This is a genomic window from Bacillus massilinigeriensis (assembly GCF_900111815.1).
GTDB classification, from domain to species: domain Bacteria; phylum Bacillota; class Bacilli; order Bacillales; family Cytobacillaceae; genus Mesobacillus_C; species Mesobacillus_C mediterraneensis.
Map to the genome: position 1 here is coordinate 46,739 of NZ_LT630014.1, position 23,936 is coordinate 70,674.

21 protein-coding genes and 3 pseudogenes are annotated in these 23,936 nt (G+C 36.7%); 12 read left to right on the plus strand and 12 right to left on the minus strand.

The features are described from left to right. Window positions 1-48 precede the first annotated feature (48 nt). Both BQ5796_RS18540 and BQ5796_RS17870 read left to right on the plus strand, forming a co-directional pair. Complete coding sequence (locus tag BQ5796_RS18540; RefSeq protein WP_234969403.1) at window positions 49-162, plus strand: putative holin-like toxin; 114 nt, start codon at window positions 49-51, stop codon at window positions 160-162. A 400-nt stretch (window positions 163-562) separates the two neighbouring features. Then, window positions 563-705: pseudogene (locus tag BQ5796_RS17870) on the plus strand (IS1595 family transposase); the annotation flags it as partial. Window positions 706-786: 81 nt separating this feature from the next. Here BQ5796_RS17870 and BQ5796_RS16145 read toward each other — a convergent pair. After that, entirely contained in the window at window positions 787-1,227 is a 441-nt protein-coding gene (locus BQ5796_RS16145; protein WP_071461402.1) for a DUF4871 domain-containing protein, read from the minus strand. A gap of 447 nt (window positions 1,228-1,674) precedes the next feature. Here BQ5796_RS16145 and BQ5796_RS17990 point away from each other — a divergent pair. Next, a pseudogene (locus BQ5796_RS17990) lies at window positions 1,675-1,824 on the plus strand (VOC family protein); the annotation flags it as partial. A 450-nt stretch (window positions 1,825-2,274) separates the two neighbouring features. Here the strand turns inward: BQ5796_RS17990 and BQ5796_RS16155 are convergent. Beyond that, window positions 2,275-3,051, minus strand: a complete 777-nt coding sequence (locus tag BQ5796_RS16155) for a DUF2935 domain-containing protein (RefSeq protein WP_234969404.1) — start codon at window positions 3,049-3,051, stop codon at window positions 2,275-2,277. A 458-nt stretch (window positions 3,052-3,509) separates the two neighbouring features. On the opposite strand from BQ5796_RS16155, the gene BQ5796_RS16160 reads away from it, so the two are divergent. After that, on the plus strand, window positions 3,510-5,042 hold the full coding sequence (locus BQ5796_RS16160) for a thiol-activated cytolysin family protein (RefSeq protein ID WP_071461404.1): 1,533 nt from the start codon (window positions 3,510-3,512) through the stop codon (window positions 5,040-5,042). Window positions 5,043-5,249: 207 nt separating this feature from the next. On the opposite strand, the gene BQ5796_RS16165 is transcribed toward BQ5796_RS16160, so the two are convergent. Continuing rightward, a complete protein-coding gene (locus BQ5796_RS16165; protein ID WP_071461405.1) occupies window positions 5,250-6,521 on the minus strand; it encodes a RidA family protein in 1,272 nt (423 codons plus the stop codon). A 640-nt stretch (window positions 6,522-7,161) separates the two neighbouring features. On the opposite strand from BQ5796_RS16165, the gene BQ5796_RS16170 reads away from it, so the two are divergent. Both BQ5796_RS16170 and BQ5796_RS16175 read left to right on the plus strand, forming a co-directional pair. After that, window positions 7,162-8,385, plus strand: coding sequence for a PucR family transcriptional regulator (locus BQ5796_RS16170; protein ID WP_071461406.1), 1,224 nt, complete (start codon window positions 7,162-7,164; stop codon window positions 8,383-8,385). 193 nt (window positions 8,386-8,578) lie between these two features. Further along, a complete protein-coding gene (locus BQ5796_RS16175; protein ID WP_071461407.1) occupies window positions 8,579-9,799 on the plus strand; it encodes an MFS transporter in 1,221 nt (406 codons plus the stop codon). 73 nt (window positions 9,800-9,872) lie between these two features. Here BQ5796_RS16175 and BQ5796_RS16180 read toward each other — a convergent pair whose 3' ends face one another. Beyond that, window positions 9,873-11,078 (minus strand): PucR family transcriptional regulator, encoded by a 1,206-nt coding sequence (locus BQ5796_RS16180; protein ID WP_071461408.1) that lies wholly within the window; start codon window positions 11,076-11,078, stop codon window positions 9,873-9,875. Between the two features lie 248 nt (window positions 11,079-11,326). Between BQ5796_RS16180 and BQ5796_RS16185 the strand changes: the two genes are divergently transcribed. Next, on the plus strand, window positions 11,327-12,550 hold the full coding sequence (locus BQ5796_RS16185; protein ID WP_071461409.1) for an MFS transporter: 1,224 nt from the start codon (window positions 11,327-11,329) through the stop codon (window positions 12,548-12,550). Window positions 12,551-12,598: 48 nt separating this feature from the next. Next, window positions 12,599-13,336: a nucleoside phosphorylase gene (locus BQ5796_RS16190; protein ID WP_071461410.1), complete on the plus strand. Its 738-nt coding sequence runs from the start codon at window positions 12,599-12,601 to the stop codon at window positions 13,334-13,336. A 272-nt stretch (window positions 13,337-13,608) separates the two neighbouring features. Here BQ5796_RS16190 and BQ5796_RS16195 read toward each other — a convergent pair whose 3' ends face one another. The 7 genes from BQ5796_RS16195 to BQ5796_RS16225 form a co-directional block, all read right to left on the minus strand. Next, window positions 13,609-13,824 carry a helix-turn-helix domain-containing protein gene (locus BQ5796_RS16195; protein WP_071461411.1) on the minus strand — a complete coding sequence of 72 codons (216 nt, stop codon included), beginning with the start codon at window positions 13,822-13,824 and terminating at the stop codon, window positions 13,609-13,611. A 12-nt stretch (window positions 13,825-13,836) separates the two neighbouring features. Continuing rightward, complete coding sequence (locus tag BQ5796_RS16200; protein ID WP_071461412.1) at window positions 13,837-14,319, minus strand: DUF2975 domain-containing protein; 483 nt, start codon at window positions 14,317-14,319, stop codon at window positions 13,837-13,839. A 268-nt stretch (window positions 14,320-14,587) separates the two neighbouring features. Next, on the minus strand, window positions 14,588-15,706 hold the full coding sequence (locus BQ5796_RS16205) for a YecA family protein (protein ID WP_071461413.1): 1,119 nt from the start codon (window positions 15,704-15,706) through the stop codon (window positions 14,588-14,590). Window positions 15,707-15,736: 30 nt separating this feature from the next. Further along, complete coding sequence (locus tag BQ5796_RS16210) at window positions 15,737-16,066, minus strand: GNAT family N-acetyltransferase (protein WP_083413200.1); 330 nt, start codon at window positions 16,064-16,066, stop codon at window positions 15,737-15,739. 852 nt (window positions 16,067-16,918) lie between these two features. Then, the gene (locus BQ5796_RS16215) at window positions 16,919-17,503 is read right to left on the minus strand and encodes a hypothetical protein (protein ID WP_071461414.1); all 585 of its coding nucleotides are present in this window, start codon (window positions 17,501-17,503) and stop codon (window positions 16,919-16,921) included. 249 nt (window positions 17,504-17,752) lie between these two features. Next, the gene (locus tag BQ5796_RS16220; RefSeq protein ID WP_071458948.1) at window positions 17,753-19,069 is read right to left on the minus strand and encodes an IS1380 family transposase; all 1,317 of its coding nucleotides are present in this window, start codon (window positions 19,067-19,069) and stop codon (window positions 17,753-17,755) included. Window positions 19,070-19,233: 164 nt separating this feature from the next. Further along, entirely contained in the window at window positions 19,234-19,758 is a 525-nt protein-coding gene (locus BQ5796_RS16225) for a hypothetical protein (RefSeq protein WP_071461415.1), read from the minus strand. 661 nt (window positions 19,759-20,419) lie between these two features. Between BQ5796_RS16225 and BQ5796_RS18545 the strand changes: the two genes are divergently transcribed. Beyond that, the gene (locus BQ5796_RS18545) at window positions 20,420-20,986 is read left to right on the plus strand and encodes a hypothetical protein (protein ID WP_071461416.1); all 567 of its coding nucleotides are present in this window, start codon (window positions 20,420-20,422) and stop codon (window positions 20,984-20,986) included. A gap of 26 nt (window positions 20,987-21,012) precedes the next feature. Next, window positions 21,013-21,243, plus strand: coding sequence for an HIRAN domain-containing protein (locus tag BQ5796_RS18550; protein ID WP_234969407.1), 231 nt, complete (start codon window positions 21,013-21,015; stop codon window positions 21,241-21,243). Here the strand turns inward: BQ5796_RS18550 and BQ5796_RS16235 are convergent. Further along, a protein-coding gene (locus tag BQ5796_RS16235) for an IS3 family transposase (RefSeq protein ID WP_141769930.1) occupies window positions 21,187-22,307 on the minus strand; the annotation gives its coding sequence in 2 pieces (ribosomal slippage) (window positions 21,187-22,058 and window positions 22,058-22,307; 1,122 coding nt in all). The genes BQ5796_RS18550 and BQ5796_RS16235 overlap by 57 nt on opposite strands. Window positions 22,308-22,392: 85 nt before the next feature. Between BQ5796_RS16235 and istA the strand changes: the two genes are divergently transcribed. Next, window positions 22,393-23,535 (plus strand): IS21 family transposase, encoded by a 1,143-nt coding sequence (gene istA, locus BQ5796_RS16245; RefSeq protein ID WP_234969405.1) that lies wholly within the window; start codon window positions 22,393-22,395, stop codon window positions 23,533-23,535. 17 nt (window positions 23,536-23,552) lie between these two features. Beyond that, window positions 23,553-23,936, plus strand: a pseudogene (locus tag BQ5796_RS17740) (ATP-binding protein); the annotation flags it as partial.

A 23,936-nucleotide genomic window follows, 5' to 3' on the forward strand; every position in this document is an offset into this window, starting at 1 on the left:
ACCTATTATAAAAGAGGATATGTGATTGGTAAATAGCGGGTGACGCTGATGGTGTCCTTATACGAAGCAATGACCTTGATGATTACATTTTCAAGTCTAATCGTATCAGTGATTGCCATAGTTATTTCTTACGATCGGATCGCTGCACTTCATGCAGTGTAGCTGTATATTGGGGATGCCAGTTGGAGCTGGTGCACCTTTTCTAATCTGTGTTGTATACCTTTATGATATTCATACCCTGTTAGGTTGTAAAGCAAACCAGAAAAACTTAAGGATGTAAAAAATTTAAATTGATTGTTCGATTACGACATACTCCCCGCGAAAATCCTGTTCCAAAAATTGAACAGGGATTGCCAAGAGTATTTAAATATATCCCTAATAATATGTTTACCTATTTCTTTCATACTATTTGCCGGTTGAATCGCTTTTTAAAATCAGCCGAATAATGTCTTTCCCTTTTAACCCTGCTGGCAGCGGTGTTCCCTGCAGTTGATAGCTAATTTCCTCCTCTTTAAAAAGAGGTTTCAAGTTAGGCGCAGGCAATACCCCTAGGGGTGTATACAAGTATTTGGATAATTATCTTTACTGGTGCAGCTTCCTTCAGCAAAGTAAGAAGTTGGCTGAAAAGGAACAGATAAACCAATGCTCCTTTATGCTTGTCAAAATTTAAATAGTATTACCGTCAATTTCTTACGTGAGGTATAAAAAAACAGCCATTCCGAGGTTGGAACGACTGTATTTCTTATTCCGTTAAAGCCCCCATAATTGAATAGTGGGACGAAGAATTTATTCTTCATAAACTTTTACAAATATCGAACCGTGTAGTTTGTCATCAACGTAAGCATCCAATTTCCACATTCCGCTTTTAGATAAAGATATCACCGAAGGGGTATGGGCATCCGCACCATTGTGGGCTCCTGCTAAAGACAACCCTTCAATAACGGTAACCTCTTCATTTGTTTGATTATGAGTAGCAATAACCTTTAAATCTCCCTTTAACTTTTCTGGATTACCCCACAGATGCCACATATACTTGTTTTCTTTGTCAGTATAGAATCGAGTTATTTCAGAATCATCATAAATAAAACCTAGTTTTTCTTCGACTCCAATCATTTTGTAGTTACCTGATTCAAAAATACTGCTTTCCTCCCATTTCTCGTTGGTACAACCTGCCAGGAAAACTAGTGCCAGAACCAAAAGCAACGACTGAACAGAAACCTTATTCATCAATATTACCCTCTAATCCCTTATTTAGCAGTCATTTAGATTTAGACGAAACCCATTTAATTAAGTTTCACTTATTCAATTAACATGCCTGTTAGCTGAACAAGCCTCTCTTTATATAACACCATAAAAAGGAAATTATTCTTTGTTATAATTAAAAGCAACAATCATTACGAAAAGAGTTACAATGCTGGAAATGAAGCCAATGCTGTTACAGTGTAAAGGAGTAAGACGAGTTGGACGAAGAGCATGAAACCTTTTTTCACAAGTTGAAAGGACATTGGGTTAGTCATTTTTTCTCCTTCTAGAGCCATTGTTAAGAAAATGACAATATTTTCATACTCCTATTCTACAACAAAATGCATAATATTGTAAATATTTGAAATATATTTTATAATGAGGTATCGCAAGAGGTGGCTCATGGAGCCTGCCATTTAGAGGAGTGACTATTTGATTAAAGGTTTATACGAAGCGCATTTGCCATTAACCAATTTAAGTAATTCCATTGAGTTTTATAAAAAGTTGGGGTTGGAACTAGCCTGTTCTCAAGAGAAATTGGCTTTCTTTTGGATTGTAAAAGGAGCAAGCTGGCTGGGTCTATAGGAAACAGAAACTGTGACTGTTCCGTCCACCCAAAGTGCGAACCGCCTTCGGATGTAGGCCAGAAAATCAACCTTTAGTTCTTCCGAATAACCCCCAAGTAAATGCCGCTATTTACTATGAAAATCCCGATCCTGAATTATATCACTTGGATATCACCCGGCAGCGTATTAAGTGCCTCTGGTAAAAACACAACCGCTATGTGTATATTTGATACAATTATCCCTTTCCTTAAGTGAGTTTAAATTATGTTTGATAAGCCCTTCCTAATATTTTAATTGCATAAAAATAAACCACTTCATTCTTCCAGTTAAATCTCCTTTTCAGCTTCATTACTGGGAGAAAAAGTGGACGAATTAAAATGGTTCAATTCTTCACAGAACACTCCTGTTGCATGAAGTAGGAATGTTTTACATCCTAGCCTTCTATTATGGTATTGATGGTATGAAACTATGCAACAATTCCCTCTTCTAAGTTTCTCCAGAAGTGATGCGCTTCCCTGGCAAGGTGTTCTAATAAATCTGGCGGTGCAGTAGTAATGACGGCACATTGCTTTATTAATGTATCTAATTCTAATTTAAAGGCTTCTAAATCTTTAGCCTCGCATATAACCATTTGCCTAAATGTATTTAAAGCTGGCAGCAGTTCTGTACGTGGTTTCCGCACTATCGTTCTAAGTGCATTTGCTTGGAGAAACAGTCTTTCAAACTTGTGGGTCATCTTTCTAACCCTTTCTTGAAGATCATAATTGGATGGATCTAAATAATGCTGAAGGAAAGCTAGATGATCTGCCATTTGTCTAAGCCAAAACGTACTCTCATGTAAAACTGCATCCGCTATCAGCTGCCGGCTTCCACTTTGCATTAATTTCAAGACTTTTTTGGACTCATCGGCTTCACGTATCATATGGTCCATAAGCGCAACTGGAGTCGAAACAATAACGTCGCAGTGTAAAGCCTTATGCATACCAAATGCTAAGAAATTGCGGAACTCACTTATAACTTGCTGGGAATCGTTAATCAAATTACCAAGATCACTCTGCTTTGCCTCGGCTTTCTGCCATATCCCCATCATATTTTGAACAAATTGTTGGTTTGTACGTGCAAGGTCTAATTCGTGATGGCTAATTTCCCTGTCAAAAAAACGCCCATGATCCAAATTACTTTGCAGCCAAAAAGCTACAATTCCATAGGCATCCCTTTCGTAGTTATCTTTATACCCCATCATGACACCCCTTTCGATTCAAATCGAAACAAGTATATTCACCATTACAACCAATTATGAATTTCACAATACAGATAACTTTATCTCTAAAGCTCTGTTGGCAGTTGAAAGCGAAACATTTTGTGCTTTTCAAACGCAAGCAGTTAACAGCAAGTTCAGCATTTTACCAACATTCTATGCAATCATAGCTCCCCATCTTAATCTCTCTTATTAAAGATGAAACTCTTTTTAATTGGATATCAGCATGTATGACAATATGTTCAATACAAAAATAGAATTCGTGACAATAGTAATGACGTTCGTTGCTTTCTTTTTCAATCCTCATAAGTGCTTAGCACTATTCCATTTTACATTTTCATGATGAAATATAGGGAAATTTTACCGTAATTTCAAATTATCTAAAAAATCACTAGACTACCATTTTTATCACATGCTACTATTTCACCAAAGGAGGGCATCATATGAAAATATCTCATTATTTAAAAGGAACCAAACTACTCATCTCATTATCTGCAGCCTTATTCGTAACATCTTATCCGCTAGTCTCATTTGCAAGTGATCTTCCGAAAAACGAAAACACGGAAGAAAGCAGCAGGCTCAGTGATATTGATGAGGGGATTGCTAATTTAAACTACAATCCCAACGAAATACTGGCAGTAAAAGGAGAACAGATTGAAAGCTTTGTTCCACGGGAGGGGATTAATGCTAACGGGAAATTCATCGTTGTGGAACGGGTGAAGAAATCCCTAACTACCTCCCCAGTGGATATCTCGATTATTGACTCGATTGCAAATCGCGCATACCCAGGGGCGATTCAGCTAGCCAACCGCGCTTTTGTAGAGAATCAACCGAACTTATTAGTTGCTGAAAGAAAACCATTAAACATTAGTATTGATTTACCAGGTATGAAGGATCAAAATTCTATTAAAGTAGAAAATCCAACAAACGCAACCGTATCCGGCGCAATTGATAAATTAGTTTCTACTTGGAGTGATAAGTATTCCGGAACACATACACTTCCATCAAGATTACAATATACCGAGTCCATGGTATATAGTAAATCCCAGATTTCGAGCGCATTGAATATAAACACGAAGATTCTTGATAACTCACTCGGAATCGATTTTGATGCCATTGCGAACGGCGAGAAAAAGGTAATGGTTGCTGCCTATAAACAAATCTTCTATACCGTCAATGCCGAGCTGCCAAATAATCCGTCAGACCTCTTTGGTCAAAATGTAACCTTCAGAGAGTTAATGCGTAAAGGGGTCAGCAACACAGCGCCGCCGGTGATGGTTTCAAATGTTGCTTATGGAAGAACCATTTATGTAAAATTGGAAACGAATTCAAAAAGTAAAGATGTACAAGCAGCCTTCAAAGCTTTATTGAAAAATAACAGTGTAGAAGCGAGTACGCAGTACAAAGATATTTTAGAAGATAGTACTTTCACTGCAGTCGTGCTAGGAGGAGACTCAAAAGAGCATAACAAAGTAGTGACAAAAGACTTTGATGAGATCCGCAATATTATTAAAAATAATGCAGAATTCAGCCTGAAAAATCCAGCTTACCCGCTATCGTACACAAGCGTGTTCTTAAAGGACCATTCCGTAGCTGCCATTAAAAACAATACAGATTATATTGAAACGACAGCCACTGAATATTCCAAAGGACAAATAAAGCTTGATCACTACGGTGCATACGTAGCGCAATTTGCTGTATCTTGGGATGAAGTTTCCTATGATAATAGCGGAAAAGAAATCCTCACGCATAAAACATGGGACGGGAACTACAAAGACAGAACAGCCCATTTCTCCACTGTCATCCCACTACCGCCTAACGCAAAAAACATTAACATTTATGCAAAAGAATGTACTGGCCTTGCATGGGAATGGTGGAGAACGGTTGTAGATGAAAGAAACATGCCGCTATCTAAGGAAATCAGCGTTTCCATCGGCGGAACCACCTTGCATCCATACGCAACAATCAAGCAATAAATAATAGAAAGCGGGTCCTCATTCCATGGGGACCCTTTGTTTTCGAATGTAATTTTTATCCCCTTAAAATATCGGTTCCTCTTTACTTGCATTAGTATATTGGCTTTTTAACAGAAGGAAAAAAAGCTTCCCACAAGTTCACTGAACTAAATGAGAAGCTCCTTCTATCCACCCTCATCTTATATCATGGGGTTGGAGCAATGCCTATTATGCGTTTGGAGGTGTTCCCTCTGCGTTTGCTGCAACGACATCGATTTGGATTAAAGCGTCTTTAGGTAAAGCGGATACGCCAATAGTTCTACGCGCTGGAATGCCGCCTGGGAAGAATGTTGCGTAAGCTTCTTCGACTGCTTCCATATCAGAGATATCTTTCAGGAAGATATTCACTTTCACGACATCTTCCATAGCATGGTCAACGCTTTCTAAAATTGCTTTAACATTTTTCAAGCACTGTTCCGTTTGCTCTTTTACGCCGCCAGCTGTTACTTCACCAGTTTTAGGATCTACTGGCAATTGAGCAGAAAGGTGGTTGTAATGAGAGAACGCTACAGTTTGTGTAGATAAAGCACATTTTGGTGCATTTTCAGTGTTGTTTGCTTTTATGACAATTCCATGCCTGTCTTCAACCTTTTGTGGAGGTGTTCCATCTCCGTGTGATACTACTGCTTCCATTTGCACCAAAGCATCCATTGGCAACGCTGAAGCTGCCACTACTGTCCGAGCAGGGAAATAAGCTACAGCTCTTGCAATCGCAGAGTCTGGGAAAAATGTTGTATATACTTCATTTACCGCTTCCACATCCGATAGGTTTTTCAGGAAAATATTGATTTTTACAATATCATCAAAAGGAACATCGATACTTTCTAAAATTGCCTTAATGTTTTTCAAGCACTGTCCTGCCTGCTCTTTTACCCCGCCAGTTACCAGTTTGCCTGATTTAGGATCGATAGGTAATTGAGCGGAAAGGTTGTTGTAATGAGAAAAAGCCACAGTTTGTGTAGATAGAGCACTTGTTGGTGCATGATGTGTGTTATTTGTAAGCTTTATGAGGTCGCCTGCTTGTGGTGCGTTTGGAATAGTACCTTCACCGTTTGAAACAAGTGCTTCAACTTGCACTAAAGCATCCATCGGTAAAGCTGCCACTGCCACTGCAGTCCTTGAAGGAACGTATGTAGGGAAGAATGCTTTATAAACTTCGTCTACAGCGTCAAGATCTTTGATATTCTTAACGAATACAGTGATCCTAACAACATCGCTCATCACATGATCGATGCTTTCTAAAACGGCTTTGATGTTTTTCAAGCACTGTTCAGCCTGCTCTTTGATACCACCAGCTACCAATTTACCGGTTTTCGGTTCGATAGGTAATTGAGCTGAAAGATTATTGTAATGAGAAAAAGCTACAGTTTGTGATTGTGAAGCGAAACCTTTTGGAGCATTTTCCGTACTTCTTCCTAATACTGCGTTATAGCCGCTCATCGTGTATCTCCTATTAGATAAAATTTTTTATTTACTAACTCAAACTTTCACACCTTAAAAACCGTTTTCAATCATGGTTGCGTTAACCTCTCGAGTGGTTACTCTAGGAATTATAGCAGTCATTCCCCGTTTTGAATAAGTGTTTTTTGTGAACGTTTTCACAGGGAATACAAAGCCATTTTTGTACCTCTTTCGTTCTCTACGGAAAAAAACAATCCGGATAAATTCCCTTACATTGCAAGGGGAATCACTCGGTAACCATGAAAGGGCAGACATATGGGTATAAATAATTCTGTTGAACTATTGTGTCTGTTTCTTATATGATTATACTTATTCTTACTTGTAGGAAGGGATGTATCGTCAACAGCTTATAGAAAACGTTTAAGAATTTTTTTCAAAAATCAAAGAATGCTTTATTGCACTTGAAGTAGATCTGGAAGAGTTTAAGCTGCTTATTTAAGGTTCTTGGACCCCCAAACGATTTTTAGTATGAGGAAAATGACTTCAGCTAAAGTGCAGGGGTCATTTCTTTTTATTAAAGGATAAACTTCACATATAGGAGTAAGGAAAGTTCTAGAGGTTAAAATAAAATTGGCGGAATGAAGATGGTTTATTTTTGAGGATAGAAAGAGTGATTATCATGGGAATTACCCTGAAAAATGCAATGAAACTTGGGAAGTTTTCTGAGTGTGAATTGGTTACAGGACACAATGGACTGCACAAAGAGATTGAGCAAGTTACGGTCATGGAAGTTCCGAATACAGTTAAATGGCTTAAAGGCGGGGAGCTGTTATTAACTTCATTGTTTTCCATTAAGGATGATATGGATGCACAACGCAATTTAATACCATCCCTAAATAACGCAGGAGTGACAGCAATAGCTATTAAACCATTGAGTTTTTTGAACTGCATTCCAGATAATCTGTTGCAGCAGGCCAAGCTATTGAACTTCCCGGTGATAAAAATTCCGGAACATGTGAGTTATTTGGATATTTCGACTCCTGTAATGCATGCAATCTTTAACCATAATGTTGTTATACAAGAGGACCTTTTAAGAATGAAAATAAAAAATGAAATGGAGCAGCAATATAAGGAAGAGTTTATTAGAGAATTACTATTTAATGAGTTTTTGAATGATAATGTCATAAGAGAACGAGGGGAAAAATATCAGTTATCCCTTAGCAGAAGATACGTATGTTTATTATTAATGAGAGAGAAAAATAATTCAGAATTTGAACAATCTATGGTCATGAATAAAGTAGAATCTTATACTCAAAAATATTTTCCAGGAGCTCTTGTGGGAAGAGTCAGAAATTTCATATGTATGATTGTGCCATTGGAGGAATCAAAAGAGTCCTCATTCAAGCATCATTGCAAACGATTATTTCAAGACCTAACCTATTTTTTAGGCAGCGGCAGGACTTGTATCGGAGTTGGACGAGGCGGACAAGATATTAACGGAATAAGAGGAAGTTTTCTCCAGGCAAAACAGGCGGTTAAGCTTGGTTTTTCTAAGAAACATCATAGTGACGTTATTTTTTATGATGATTTGGGAGTATATCGACTCCTTCACCAGTTGGCAGATGAGAAAGAACTTGTAGAATTTTTTGAGGAAACAGTTGGTAAATTAGTTGAAAATGATAAAAATTATGATTTGAATCTAGTCCAAACGTTAACGTACTATTTTCAGTTTAATGAAAATCTAAAGCGGACCTCTCAGGAAATGTTTATTCATGTCAACACGTTAAAGTATCGAATCAACAAGATTGAATTACTGACTGGTTATAGCTTACAAAGATCAGATGATAAAATGATGCTCTATTTGGGCTTGAAAATTCATGAAATGCTGACAATTTCCTCCTAATCGCATCTGTAAAGGAAGGTCGATATTAAGAATCTTCAATTGTCTATTCGGCTAATTTTTATTATTTTAATTTGTCTTAATGAATATAAAAACTTAATAAAAATTAAGATAAAATTTTAAGAGTCACTCTATTGTTTATTGTTCTGTTTTATAAAAGCGCTTTAATATAAAAATCGAAAGGATGGTGCATGTGATGCAAAATGAGGCTAAATATAAACGAAAAGTCCTGGCTTCCTCCATGTTTGGTCTTGGTTTAGAAGGTATGGATATTATGTTTCTGTCATTTGCGTTAAGTACGATAATTGCAGAATTTGGAATCAGCTCCGCAGCTGGCGGCTCAATCTCTTCTATCACAAATTTAGGGATGTTACTGGGCGGCACCATTTTTGGAGTATTAGCGGATAAATACGGCAGGGTTAAAATATTCTCTTTTACCATTTTGATTACTGCTGTTGCAACCGCTTTAATGGGATTTGCTCAGGATATTACAACGATTTATGTTTTACGATTCATCGCTGGAATTGGGGCCGGTGGTGAATTCGGAATCGGTATGGCCATGGTTGCAGAAGCTTTTCCTAAGGAAAAGAGAGCTCGGATGACATCTTGGGTTACAATTGGCGGGCAAATGGGCGCTGTTGTAGCTGCAATCTTAGCTGCACTTATTCTTCCTACATTCGGCTGGAGAGGTTTATTTATTTTCGGACTCATACCTGTGGTATTAGCTTACATGGTACGACGCCATTTACCTGAAACAGATGAATGGAAAAAGATGAAAGCAACGAGTAATAAGGGAGATGGCAAGACATCGATCAAACGATTATTTGAATCTCCAAGAACAACTTATGTGACAATTGCTCTTACCATCATGTCTACTGTCCAAGTGGCCGGTTATTATGGACTGATGAACTGGCTGCCATCGATTTTTCAACAAAAATTAGGCTTAACAGTTAGCGGCTCCTCCTTATGGATGATCAGTACCATATTTGGAATGTGCTTAGGAATGCTGTTGTTCGGGCAAATTATGGACCGATTAGGAGCAAAACTATCTTATGGTATTTTCCTACTCGCATCCGCTGCTTCTGTTTTTCTCTATGTTGTTGCATCAAGTCAAATCACCTTGTTAATTGGCGGGGCGATCGTCGGTTTCTTTGCCAATGGAATGAATGCAGGATATGGGGCATTAATTAGTAGTTTCTATCCAACCGAGATTAGAAGTACAGCAAATAACGTTATTTTTAACTTAGGACGAGGAATCGGCGGCCTGTCACCGATTGTCATTGGATTCTTATTAGATAAATATAGCCTTTCTATCGCGATACTATTCCTATCAATCCTTTATCTGATCTCATTCATCACCATCATCACAATGAAGGGCATACCGTTGAATGGCAATAAAAATATTCAACATTCCTAGTACTACTGAAAAGTAACCATGGAAAAAGCAGAAGAACGTTCTTCTGCTTTTTTTTCGTTTAACCTAAAATTGTTCATTTGTCATTGGATAACTCATCTGAAAACCTCATTCCCTTTGTTTTCAATATCCAATAACTCACTGTAGCAAGGTAAAGTTTGACTTTTTCGCTCATTTTTGAAAAGCGTAATCCTGTTTCCATTTCTATTTTATTCAAACGATAATGAAGCGTATTAATATGCAAAAATAATTCTTGACTCGTTTCTTTTAATTTTTCATTTTTTTGAAAATAGACTTGCAATGTTCTCATTAAATTCTCATTATGAAAAACACTTTTTAACGTATCTTTTAAAAAGTTCTCTAATTCGGATCCATAAATTTCGCAAATCAACTTATATAGTTTCACTTGTTCAAAATCAATTGCATTCGAATCTCCAATCATTTCATTTAACTGAATACACAAGATAGATTCTTCTACTGCCAAATTCGTTTTTGAAATAGGCTTTATGGAACTTACACCGATTTTATAGTTTTCATATTCACGCTTTCTGCCTTCTGCATCATAAAGCAATTGATGAACATTTATACCCTTTAGTTTTTCTTCTGATGAAATAAGCAAGAAGTCAATACTATTAATTTTTCTTAAAAATAAAAAGGCATCAATTGCTTTTTTTTGCTGCAAGTCTGAACATTGCACATAAAATTTGTTAAAGATTTTGTCTATTTCCTTTACAGAATAACTGCTTTCTTTATAAGGAAAAATCGAAAAAGCCGTAACATGTTTATCCATTAAATTTAAGTTGATTATTTTTGTAGTATTTTGAAGCACCGTATCATTTATATTTTCATTTAACATTAAATAGCTAAAAATTCTTTCCTTTAAAACGTTTATTTCATGCTCATAGAAAATTTGGCTATTAATGGGGCCCATAATATCCAAATACGTAAGTTTTTTCGGTATAAAAAATATCGGAAACTGAATTTTCTCTGAATTTTCAATCACTGACTGTGGTATGTTAAATTGCTCATCAACCACTTTAATTGCTAATGCAGAAACTCGCAATGCCTTCAAATCACTTATTAATGAGTTCAACAGTTCTTCCTCATTCGGCAATGTAAAGGTACTAGTTAATAAGAACTCTCCCCCCCTAATCCAGCTGTTTAGGTTCAAGGATTCCATTACCGTAATCGTTAATATCGGTATTTTTGAATAATCAACTGCATTCATGCTTTCTAACTTCCAAGTGGGCTGTTCCACAAGTTTTTTTAGCACAATCATCATTTTTCACCTGCTTTTTTAATGATCAGCAATACTATTGAAGGCTGGTTGTATAATCAAATGCGGCAATTCAAACAATACTATTGTATAAAAGTACGGATAATAAAAGCAATGTTAAGTCCGGTGAAAGGTAAACGCAATACAATTGGAGGTTTGTACGTTTTTAAGCATTTTCTTTTGTGTAAACAACCAATTAATTTAACGCTTTCATTGTATTAAGATAGTTACGTACTAATTAATAGGAGGAGTTAATGATGAGTTCTAATTCAATGTCGAACTATCAAAAGCAAGCGATTTCAAGCGCGGCAACAGGATTAGGTTTCCAAAGTATGTCTACCATGTTGTTGTCTTTTGTTTTAGCTTCAATGATTTTAGATTTTGGAATAAGTGGAGCAGCTGGAGGACTTATTTCAACTGTTACAAATATTGGCATGCTAGTTGGCGGAATCGTCTTTGGTCCACTAGCGGACAAATACGGACGAGTTAAGATCTTTGCGATAACCGTCGCAATCTTCTCTATTGCGACTGGAGCAACCGCATTTGCCACGAACATCGAACTAGTGTATTTATTTAGATTTTTAGTCGGCGTTGGTGGCGGTGGTGAGTATGGCGTAGTAATGTCAATTATTGCTGATGCTTTTCCTAAAGAAAAAAGAGGACGCATGAACTCTATTGTAACAATTTCTGGACAAATAGGGGTAATCGTTGCTGCAATTGCTGCTGCTATTATTGTACCAAGTTTAGGATGGCAAGGTTTATTTATTTTCGGTGCAATCCCGATTTTATTCGCACTCGTTATCTATTTTAAATTGGATGAGTCAGAAACATGGAAAAAAGCGAAAAAAGAAGCAGGCGAGACGAAAGAAAAAATTTCTATTAAAGAACTGTTTATTGAAAATAGAGCAAGTACTACCATTAAATTAACGATAATGGCAATTGTCCAAGTTGCAGGCTATTTTGGATTAATGAACTGGCTGCCTTCCATACTTCAACAAAAGGCTGGAATTACAGTTTCCGGTTCCTCCATGTGGATGGTTGTAACGATTGTTGGTATGTCCCTAGGGATGTTTGTATTTGGATTTGTCATGGATAAATTCGGCGCAAAAGTTGCCTATTCCTTTTATTTATTTGCATCAGCAGTTTCTGTAATTGCTTATTCCTTCGCAAGCGGTAGTTTCGCCATTTTAATTGGCGGTGCAATTGTTGGATTTTTCTGTAACGGTATGAACGCAGGTTATGGTGCGATTGTCGGTAACCTTTATCCAACTAGGATAAGAGCAACTGCAAATAGTATTATTTTTAATGTCGGCAGGGCAGTTGGCGGTTTTTCTGCAGTTGTAATCGGATATTTAATGGACAGCTACACAATCACTCATGTAATGGCCTTCCTAGCTGTTTTATACTGTATTTCTTTACTAACGGTATTGACTTTAAAAGTCCCTAAAACTAATATTACTACTGTAAATAGTAAATAAATAAGAAGAATCAATTTTGTATTATCACTCTTATGGAGGAAAAATTTTATGAGTATTCATTTAAAAAATTTAAAGCCCGGGGATCTAGGTGAAGCGACGATTGTTGTAGGTGATCCAGGACGAGTACTGCTAATTTCCGAAAAGTGGGAAAATAAGAAGGAAGTTAGTAACAGCAGAGAGTTTCTTCTTATTAACGGATATTATAAAGGACATTTAGTCTCCGTTTGTTCAACAGGTATAGGTGTAGGGTCAACAGAAATTGCTGTAACGGAACTAATCGAAAATGGAGCAAAACAAATTGTTCGTTGTGGCGGATGTGGAGCATGGGATCAAACCATTAATCCAGGAGATATCATTCTTAACAGTGGAATGCAAAGATCAAGTGGAATGTTCTCTTCCTATGTACCTGAGACATACCCTGCAGTGGCAGACCCTTTACTTCTTTCGAAAATCAATCAATCTTTAGTGAAAAATAACCAAAAGGTACACGTAGGTTTAGGGCTAACGACAGAGACTTACTATTTAGGACAAGGAAGAGCGCCGAAAATAAACAGTGAGTTACCGATACCAAATATCGTGGAAGATTATAATAAGTTCAATATTATTAACTGTGAAATGGAATCCGCTGTCCTATTCTTATTAGGTTCCATTTATAATATTCCGGTTGCAAACTGTTTAGTGGTTCATGTAAGCAGAAGTACAGAGAAATGGGTTGAGGATAAGGATTACAACAAAATCCATCAAAACACCTCTGAATTTGTATTAGATGCATTATTAAATCTTTAATCACCTTAGCTCTAATTTAGTTTGATTTTATAGCATAAGAATTAGGTAATAGTAAAACATAAAAGGCGCGGCATTTAACATTATTAACGTTAAGTGCCGCGCCTTTTAATAGGTTTTATTGACATCCTTATATATCCGGGGAATTAATATTATAAAAGTTCTTCTGTAAATATTCTAGTGAGATGTAAATCTGTTGGTTATTGTCCTGTTTTTTAATAGATATACTAGCATGTTTAGATTGTTGTTTGTATTTACTGAGCAGTGACATCCTCTTAACTGTCTTCGTCCCTTTTGTATTCTAAAATATCTCCAGGCTGACATTCTAAAGCCTTACAAATTGCCTCTAAAGTGGATAATCGAATCGCTTTTGCCTTTCCATTTTTCAATATAGAAAGATTCGCCATTGTTATGCCCACCTTCTCAGAAAGTTCTGTTACGCTCATTTTCCTCTTTGCTAACATCACATCAATATTAATTATTATTGCCATTGTTATTTCACCTCAGACCGTTAAATCATTTTCTGATTTGATATTAATTGCTTCTTGTAAAAGTTTTTGGAGAACAGCGGCAAAGACTGCGATAACCATCGAGGCAAACGGAACAGCCAATCCGACAAATATAACTCCTGGTGCGTCGTCCACTTCCGCAAAAATATAGAAGAGCGGCAAAGCCAGCACATGCAGCATACTGATCATGATGGCGCAGTATTTGATTTTCTTTAAAGCATTTACAGATAAATCGGAGAAAGCTTTATTTTTGTCAATATAGCGTAAGAGTTTGAAAGCCTGAAACAAAGCAAAATAAAATGGTATTGCCGATGCATCAAAAGTGATGAAAACGAAATACTTTATAAAAGCAAACCTTGGGAGCAGTTTTGCAGCAAGATTCGCCATCTCTGGGACCAAAAAGATGCACAGAGCAAGAACTGGAACTCCTAAAAGAATAACAGCTATTTTTAAAAACAATGTTGTTACTTTTTCCATAAAAAGCACCTCACTTATTAATTCTGATTATGATTATAGAGTATGATTTATCGTTTTACAATAAATTTTTATTAATTTGAGCAATACTTTTGTTGTATTATTTCGTTTAAGCAAAGGTCAGCTTATAAACCAAGGTGGATTTTGATATTATAAAAAAATAAAACAGATCCCTTTCGATATATCGAAAAAGATCTGTTTAGAGTCGAAGGCGGATATGGTTACCCATGTTTCTTTATAGTCCGGCCAGATTTCAATTTCCACAACATTTCTAGAATTTCTTCCCGCTTCCACACGGGCAAGGATCGTTTCTGCCAACCTTTTGACGGGTTTGGAGACTGATGACCTCTCCTTTTTTTTCGGGCAAAGGCAATAATGCTTTCTTCTCACGAGCAGCTAGCTCTTCAGATGTGTATCCCTTTAAATACCATTCTCTCGTATTATTCATCAGAAGCACAAGGACATCCATCAATTTTTGCACAGCGTCTAAGCTTTCGAATATAAGCTTGGTCTGAATGTATTGCAGGAGCTGACAAGGCTGATAGCCTAATTTTACATGGATAACAGAAGTCTCAACAAGCTCCGTCGCCTCTTGTTTTTGCATCCGATACTCCCGCATTAACAGCGACAGAAGCTGAGAATAACCCTTGGGACGCTCCACATAGTTCATTTCGCCTGCTTCAAGCAGCTGTTTCTTTGTGAATGGATAATAGTCCAGGTTCTTTCTAGATGCCTGCTCCTCTAAGATAACTAAAGGATCCATCACTTCCCAATAAGAATATCCGTATTTGTCAATGTAAAACTCTTGGTAGTATTCCATCGCATCAAATATGACGTAGTTGAAGGCACTGTAATCGGAACGAATAGGCGCATATTTTTCAACTAAATCCACTAGCTTGTCATGCGGCACTGTTCCATAATAATAGAGTAATCCGCGGGTTATCTTAATCCATTCGGTATTCCGCTTAACATCCGAAAGTATCGTTTTGTCTTGAACTATTTCTTCTAGGGAAGGCAATAATTCCAGAGGAATCATGACAATTTGGGCACCATCCCGAAAACCCGTAAACATTAAACCAGTTTTATCGAAATACTCCATTTCCTCTATTTCTAAATTCTTTGCGCTAATTACTCCTTTATTAGCAATGATATCCTTTATTAAACTCAATCGCCGCTCATCGAACTGGCTGATAATATTGCTTAATAGAAAAGGAATTGCCTCTGACAAATATTGAATGAACTCCGCCTTTTTCAAGGAACTTATATTTTTGATTCCCAGTTTTTTGCGGATTTCCTGAAGATCTGCCACTCTCAACCCGGATAGCCTCTCTTTTAATGAAGCCATCCCAGTAATCTTATTCGTTTGATGGTTGTCCTTATTTCCCGCCATACTTATGCTCCTTTACATTCAAACTTAAAATTATAAATACCCCTTCATCCTAATAACTTTACCGCCAACTTTGAAACCAACTTCCTCCATCCCCATTTTCCGATAAAACTTTATTGCAGCATCGTTCAATGAAGAAACTCTTAAATGATACTCATTAACTTCGTTATTAGCAAAAATACGCATCGCATAATTGTGCAATTCTATACCTTTATTCTTCCCACGCATTCCGGGTATTAAATAATAAAGGTTACCATAGCCAATTTTATTACCTTCGTACTCACGAACAGTTAATTCAAGTTGTCCAATATAATCCCCTTTTCTGCTCTTTAGCCGACTGTGAGGTATGGTTAACCCACTTATTTAATCCTGTAATTTGGTTATCAATACATTTCTTTACCAATTCGTCTCTAATTAACAAAGCCCAGCTAAATTAAAAATATTGATCTTTTATTTACCTGGCTCCCTAAAAACCATTTTTTTACTATTATTCTATACAAGTAATCAAATTACCTTTTTGAGATGCATACCATTTCTAAAAAATAATATACTTCTGCCAGGCATAAGTAAAGGTTAGACCGGAAGAGATAATCGGTCGCTAGACCACTGTGATAACACTAGTCTATCCGCACATTACCGAAAAAAATGAAAAAGAGGCTTCCCATAAGTTTGCGCAACTCATGAGAAACCTCTCTTTTTTTGCAGAAAAACGTTGGAAAAGCGCGAGCATTTCACCCTCCTCTGACTTATAAACCCCTATATATCAATGGTTTTCGGGCAAAAATCACATAATACCGGCCATATGATTTTAAAGTATAATAATAAAATCTAAATAAAAAAATGCCAAACCAACGGTTTTTAATATGCGTTTCGCAAGTAAGTAATCTAAATAATTCATTACTTTGACGGCTTTTTACCACCTGCGCCATCTTTTTTACCACCCTTTGACAAGGAATTTACCCGCAGTGGACATCCCACTTGCCACCCTCCTATGGCCCGTTCCAAAGGCATTCTTGACACTGACACTCCGACGGGTATGATGTGGCTGCCCGCCGCAAGCTTCTCATACCCGCCTATTCAGTATTAAGAAGCGCTTCGCTTACCTTTTCCACTAGTTTGATAAACAACCTGTCGTTTAGTGGTAAATTTCTTGTCACTCCTTGGTAAAAACAATGGCGGAGATGGTACATTTGGGTGACCGTAATCATTACTATTTTAATTAGTTGTATCGTCTATGTGAATAGAATTTGAAGTATTAGGATCAAAGTTGTTAAACCCAGCTAAATCAATAAAATGAGCAATTGCCTCTTTATCATGATCAGCTATTATAAGATTGAAACCTGATATATTTTCCTTGATTTTCTCTAACTGACTTGTATTTAAGTCAAGGGATCGTTTAAATTGAACTTGATATTTATTCTTATAATTTTTAGGTTGCTCAGCTAAAAGTAATTCGCTGTTTTTACTTTTTAAAATATCATATAATTCTTCTGGATATTCAAGTGAGAAGTAAATCTGTTGTTTATTATCCTGTAAGATTTCGTATAGTTCGACATCAATTTCATAATTCATTAAAAAAACTAATTCTTTATTATCAGCGAAATAATTCATTTCAAAATTACTTATGTTGAATTTAGGAGGAAGTAGTTTTTTTTCTAATGACTTATTTTGGATAGATTTATTAGCCTGTTCAGATTCGATTGAATTATCTGCAGTTTTTTCGTTTGTATTTTCTGAGTTGTTACAACCTACTAAAAAGATTATAGAGATAATAATTGCGTAAGTATATTTATAGAACATATATGGGCACCTCTTTATATAGTAATAAAAGATTTCAATGAATTACATTGAAATCTTTAAAATATGAATAACCTGAATTATTCACCGTGATCTGAAATTCTGGGTATTTAATGAAATTTTTAAAGTTTAGGTGAATTTTTACGGAGAAAATAATCGAATGACAGGAAATTTAAAACGATTCTTGGGAGGAAACCGATTTTTGGACAGACTTCTCCCTTGGTGCAGGTTCGATTTATTTTAAAAGGGTATTTATTCAAATTTTAGTTGTTGCACTCGGGTGAGTACGTCCCAAAAAAAGCGTTCATACACAAAACTCGAGGACATTTTAAAATATAGCGAGCGTCCGGATTTCACCAACTTACTTGCCACTTTGATTAGCCGGGTACGAATCGTTTGGATTTGAATGCCCTTATACTTGGTCGGAAAACTGAATGTCCGTAACCAGTTCGTGAAGTTATAGGCAAGCAGACTCAACATCATCCGAGCTTCATTGATCAGAAAATCATGGCTTTTCATCTGATCAAAACCAAAGCCATCTTTCGCTTCTTTGATGAAATTCTCCATTGTGCCCCGCTGTTGATAAGATGTAACAATCGCTTGGGGCGAAAAGGCTTCACCCAGACTCGTCACAAAAAAGGCATGTGAAAATAACAATTCACCAGCAGGGCGAATGGACTGAATGATAATACGACGAGGCTTTGACCAAGAAGATGCTTGGTAAATGGACTCCTCTACATAGCTTTCTGTCACGGACACATCATGAATTTCATGTGCTGGGTGTAGTTCTTCCGCAAGTGCTTTTAACTTGGCGTTCGCTTTTAGACGAATGATATAGTAAACCGATTCCTTTTCGCATAATTCATATAGACCAGGCACCGCGAAGCCACTATCGCCACGGACTAGATAAGATTTTTCGGGGAAAACTTCGTTATAGTGCTCGATGAGTGGGCGCATAAAATCTACAACACCATTGGAAGTATAAACGTTTCCCGGGCGCAATTGCGCTTTCAAGAAATCACCTGTTAGCCCATCAAATGCGACTAGTGGATGAAAGCCTGTTGTAGAATAATGCGCGTTGTAGGAAGAATTTTCTTGGTTTCCGTATGTATCGGCATGTGTGGAATCCAGGTCGAAAATAAGTGTCTTCGATTGTCGAGCATGATGAACCCGGTCAAGCAGTTCCTGATTGGCTGATTGAAGTTGGTTTAGTGCTTCCGTGTCAAAGCGCTTAAAAAATCGTGATAAGGACGGTTGAGAAGCGAGTGCAGATTTGCCAAGAACCTGTGTGAAAACCGGATCATGTGTTAAACGGTCCGCTGCATCATCCTCATGATAGCCAGCGATCAGCTGATAGATTTTTTGACGAAGTAAATGTTCATTCGTATGGAAGCAATACGTGCGTTCATCTTTTAATTGGAGATGTTTTGAAATCGTTTGTGAGAAACTGATTTTTTCATCAAACTCACGAAAAATGAATTCTCCAGTGTCAGAAGAAAGCGCACCACCATCATTAGACAATTTAATGGAACGGTTGAAATGTAGAGTGTTTTGCGATAAAGTAGCCATTAGAAGAATCCTTTCTAGTTGGTTGGTGTTTAGTCGCAATAACCATAACAGAAATGGATTCTTTTTTCATCTTTTAAGTGAAAAAGAGAATCCCACAGAAAAGCCAACAAGTCGGCTTTTCTGTGGGATTTTATATATATCGGTGAATAATCTAGGAATAAGTATTATTGCTTCGTTTTATTACTCCATGTTGCATAAGTATAATTTGCTGTTACAGTAGTTGCATTTGTTAACTTACAAGGTGGCGCGACTTTATAACGAGTTCCTATAGATCTCACCCAACTACTTCCAGCTGTTAGTTTCCAAGTTCCTTTCGGTACAGACCAAGTTGTCGAAAGAGTTTTCGTTTTATTACATCCATATCCAACATTTGCATTTATTTTTGCCCCTGACTGTAAAACTTTAAATGTTGCCTCTCCTCCTATATTAACTGTAGCAACATGAGAAATAGCAACAGATCTAGTGACTGAATCAGGCGTACTACTATTATTTGTTGCATAATGTGTAAATTCTGTTTTTTTAGAAGTTGTCTTGGATTTATAAGATGTCTTGTATGTTCCAACTTCTGGACAAGAAAGTGGTACTATCGTTGAATCATCGTTTGTTGCTGCTTTTACCTCTGTTAGTGAAAACCCCGTAAATAGAGTAAAACATAAGCTTGTTGATAATAATACTTTTGAAAGCTTCATAACAATCCTCTTTGACTTAATAAGATAGTATAGGACATTAATAATATTCTAAAAATGCAAAAAAAACAATAAAAAGCTATTTTATTCTATATTTTATAATTTTTAACAAATAAAGTAGATTGTTTCCTAATCGCGTTTATCTGCATGAAACCAAAGAAATAAAAATAAAAGCAATATACTTACAGCCTGCTGTAAGTTTAACCAATCGAATACTGCATGTATTTCGTTTTTTTCAAGCAACATGAGCATGCACAAATCAAATTCCACTAATCTAGCCAACGGTTAATTAGACACCAAAGCATTTGCAATTATGATAATAGTTCGGTTGTTTTCATCATCATTGGTTTACTCTCAATACCATAAGTTAATCCTTTGTATATAATTTTCATAGTAGACTTAATGCTCTTCATATAGTGAATAATAAATTTTGATTTTCACCACATTCCCCGCCCGCCATGGTTACACTGTCGTATTCACTTCCTTTCATTGTTTTTATATCTACCCATGTTTTTGTGAATAATGTTTCCTGTTCTCCTGGTTCGGCCCCCAAGTTTTTATTGTCAGTTATATACGAATAATTTATGAGAAAATGCAGCATAGTGTTTTTTTTATATAAAAAATCACGTATATTGGAAATATATTCAATAGGGAGGGGTTAAGCATGAAAAACACACGATTAATAATGGCTTTATCAATTATATTTAGTTTAATAGTTATGGTGTTTTTAGCTGCTATATTTAGTTTGATAACAAACAGTGATTTAATTGGCTTTATAATCAGTGGAGCGATACTACTTGTTCTAAATATAAAACTATATAAAAGTATTAAAGGTAACGGATCACAAATAAATCTGCAACCTGGAAGTCGAAAGATTGAAGAAATCATAGAAGATGTCAATCTTACAGAAGAAAAAGAAAAAGCTACTCAGATAGAAAAGCATGAATCATTGAATGAGAAGAATATTGAAGTTAGTGAAATGGTACTGGAAGAAATCGTTGAACTTGAAAATAATAAACAAGCAGAAACCATAAAAGTTAAGCCGCAAGAAAAAGTAACATTAATGTGGCAGGCGTTACTTTTAAAAATGATAAAGGCAAGGATATTCAAAGTCTCATTCGAAAAATTGCAAAAGAAATTGCAAAGGAAAATGATATTGATGCATATGGAGGTTGGACTAATAAAGATATTATTGAGTACTACGCAGAAGTATCTGAATTCGAGGATGTAGAATTAGGAGATTGTATTTCCTTTGAAATAGAGCCTGAAAACGAATTTGATAAGAATGCAATAAAAGTTATTGCAAATATAAATGGGAATATACATCATATTGGCCACGTACCTAAAAAAGAAAATGTATATGTTGGAAATTTAATAAAGGAAAACGCTATCGATTATATTAATGCGGAAGTGTGGTATGTCAACACTAATCTAGACAATTTTTTTAAGGTGTTTTTGCTTGTACTCAATTGGGCTTATGTAGCCTAATGTTCCGTGGATTCGAATGTGATTAAACCAGTGAACATAATCTTGTAATTCTCTTGTTAAATCTTCTAAACTAGCAAAATGCTTACCTTTAACAAACTCTGTTTTAATAATCTTGAAGGTTGCCTCAGCTACTGCGTTATCATACGGACAGCCCTTCATGCTTAATGATCGCTTAATGTCAAATGTCTCCAGAGCTTCGTCCATCAGCTTGTTTTTAAACTCACTTCCCCGGTCTGTATGGAAATATTCAATCTTGCGCAAATCCTTTTGAATGGACGCGAAGGCACGATAAACCAAGGCTGCATCTTTATTTGGACCTGTGCTAAATCCTATCATTTCTCGATTAAAAAGGTCGACAAAGAGACATATATAATGCCATTTTTGATTGACTCTTACATACGTTAAATCGCTTACGACAACCGCTAACTCTTCTTCTTGATCAAATTCACGGTTTAATTCGTTCTTTTGATTAGACTCGTTGCACTTTGAAGAATGAGGCTTGAATTGGGCTACTGTGTACGATGAAACCAACCCCTGATCCTTCATGATCCGTCCAATCCGACGTCTGGATACCTGATGCCCAAGCTTCTTTAGCTCGACCTTAATCTTGCGTGTCCCATAGTTTTGACGGCTGTTTTGAAAGATCTCCACGATTGCAGATGTAACATCGTCTTCTGATTTCCTCTCTTTTGCCTCGTAATAAAACGTGCTTCTTGGAATCTGTAGGACTTTACACAATGCTGATATCGAGTATTTGTGCTGGTTGTTCTTAATCACATTTACTTTCGTCCTAGTATCAGCGCTGCTTGCTTTAAAATGTCATTCTCCATGAGCAGTTGTTTGTTTTCTTTTCGTAGCCTAATTAATTCTTGTGCCTCTGGTGACAAGTTATCTTTTTCTTTAAAGGATCCCGAAGTTTGACTCTGCTTCACCCACTTATCAAGAGCAGAAGGGGTGAGATCATATTCACGAATGATATCCTTCCTCGGTTTGCCGTTCGAATAAAGTTGGACCATTTGTTCTTTAAATTCTGCGGTAAATGTTCGACGATCTTTTTTGGTCATGGTAGGTTCTCCCCTAATGTATTAGTAATAGTCTACTTGACCTTAAAATATCTGTCCAACTAAGTGTAACCTATCCAANATTCCGTTGGAATTTGATCCTGGTGAATTCGCCCAATTTGATTGGGGAGAAGTCATCATCATTCTGAATGGTATTGAAAGAAAAGTAATGCTTTTCTGTATGAGGCTTCTGTATAGCCGAAAGATATTTGTAAAAGTGTTTCCGCATCAGCGCCAGGAGGCTTTATTTCAGGGGCACGCAGATGCCTTTGATTATTTCGGTGGTGTGCCGAAAACGATTGTCTATGACAATATGAAAACAGCGGTAAAGAAAGTGTTAGAAGGCACCAAGCGCGAAGAACAAGAAGCCTTCATTCAGTTTCGATCACACTACCTCTTTGATGCTCAATTTTGTGCGCCGGCAAAAGGAAATGAAAAGGGACAAGTGGAGAAACTGGTTCAAACAGCCCGAGCTCAATTTTTAGTTCCTGTTCCACGGGTAAGTGAGATTCAGGAACTAAATCAATACTTAATGGAACAATGCGATGCCTATGAGGACACCTTTGTACCAAAAACGAAAGAAAGAGTCGGGGATCGATTCCTGCAGGAGAAAGAATATCTTTTGCCAATTATCGGTACACATCCCTGCGCAAGAAAGGTAAAAGCTGGTGTTAACAGCTTGTCCCTTGTGAATTTTGAAACAAATAGCTATTCTGTACCAACAAGATATGCCGGAAGAAAAGAAGCACTCATATATGCATATGTAGATTATGTAGAGGTATGGCTGGACGGAAGTTGTGTTGCCAAACATGAACGGTCATATGAAAGACTCCAAGAAGTATTTGAAGTGGATCATTATTTGGATGAACTGGAGAGAAAACCAAGGGCTATACAGCATGCGCGCCCAGTCAGAAGAGCAAAACTTCCCCCAATTTACCAAGAATTTTATAAGAGGACCCTTTCAAGATATGGCCATGGAAAAGAGTTTATTAAACTATTGAAGCTTCATAGGGAATTCTTAATAGAGATGGTAGAACGGGCTGTTGAAAGTTGTGTAAAAGAACAGTTATTCACAGCTGATAACGTAAAGCATTATCTTTACCTTATGACACAGCCAGAAGCAGCTAAACCAGCACCAATCAAATATGAAATGGAACAGGCTGTCGCTGTCAAGGCCCCCACATTTAGCCCGTATGATCAATTATTACAGAAAGGAAGGTTTATACACTGAATACACACCGTTTTCAAATGGATGAATATTTAAAAAGGCTAAGATTACCGACAATACGTGACCAGGTTGATGCTTTTTTACGAGAAGCAAATGAGCAACAAATCACATATGAAGAATTTCTATTTCATCTATTGTCGATTGAAGTAGCTGAACGGGAAATCAAGAAGAAAGAGTCTGCCAGAAAAAAGGCGCAATTCCCGGTACATAAAGACCTCCTCTCATTCCGATTTTAGGAGGCCCCACATGTGCCCAAAAGGCGCATTCTGGACATCTTTCAAGGCGAATATATTCAGCAGAAAAGGAATGTCATTTTTATTGGGAATTCGGGGACTGGAAAGTCCCATTTATCTATAGCTTTGGGCGAAGAGGCGATTAATCAAGGCTATAATGTCAAGTATTAT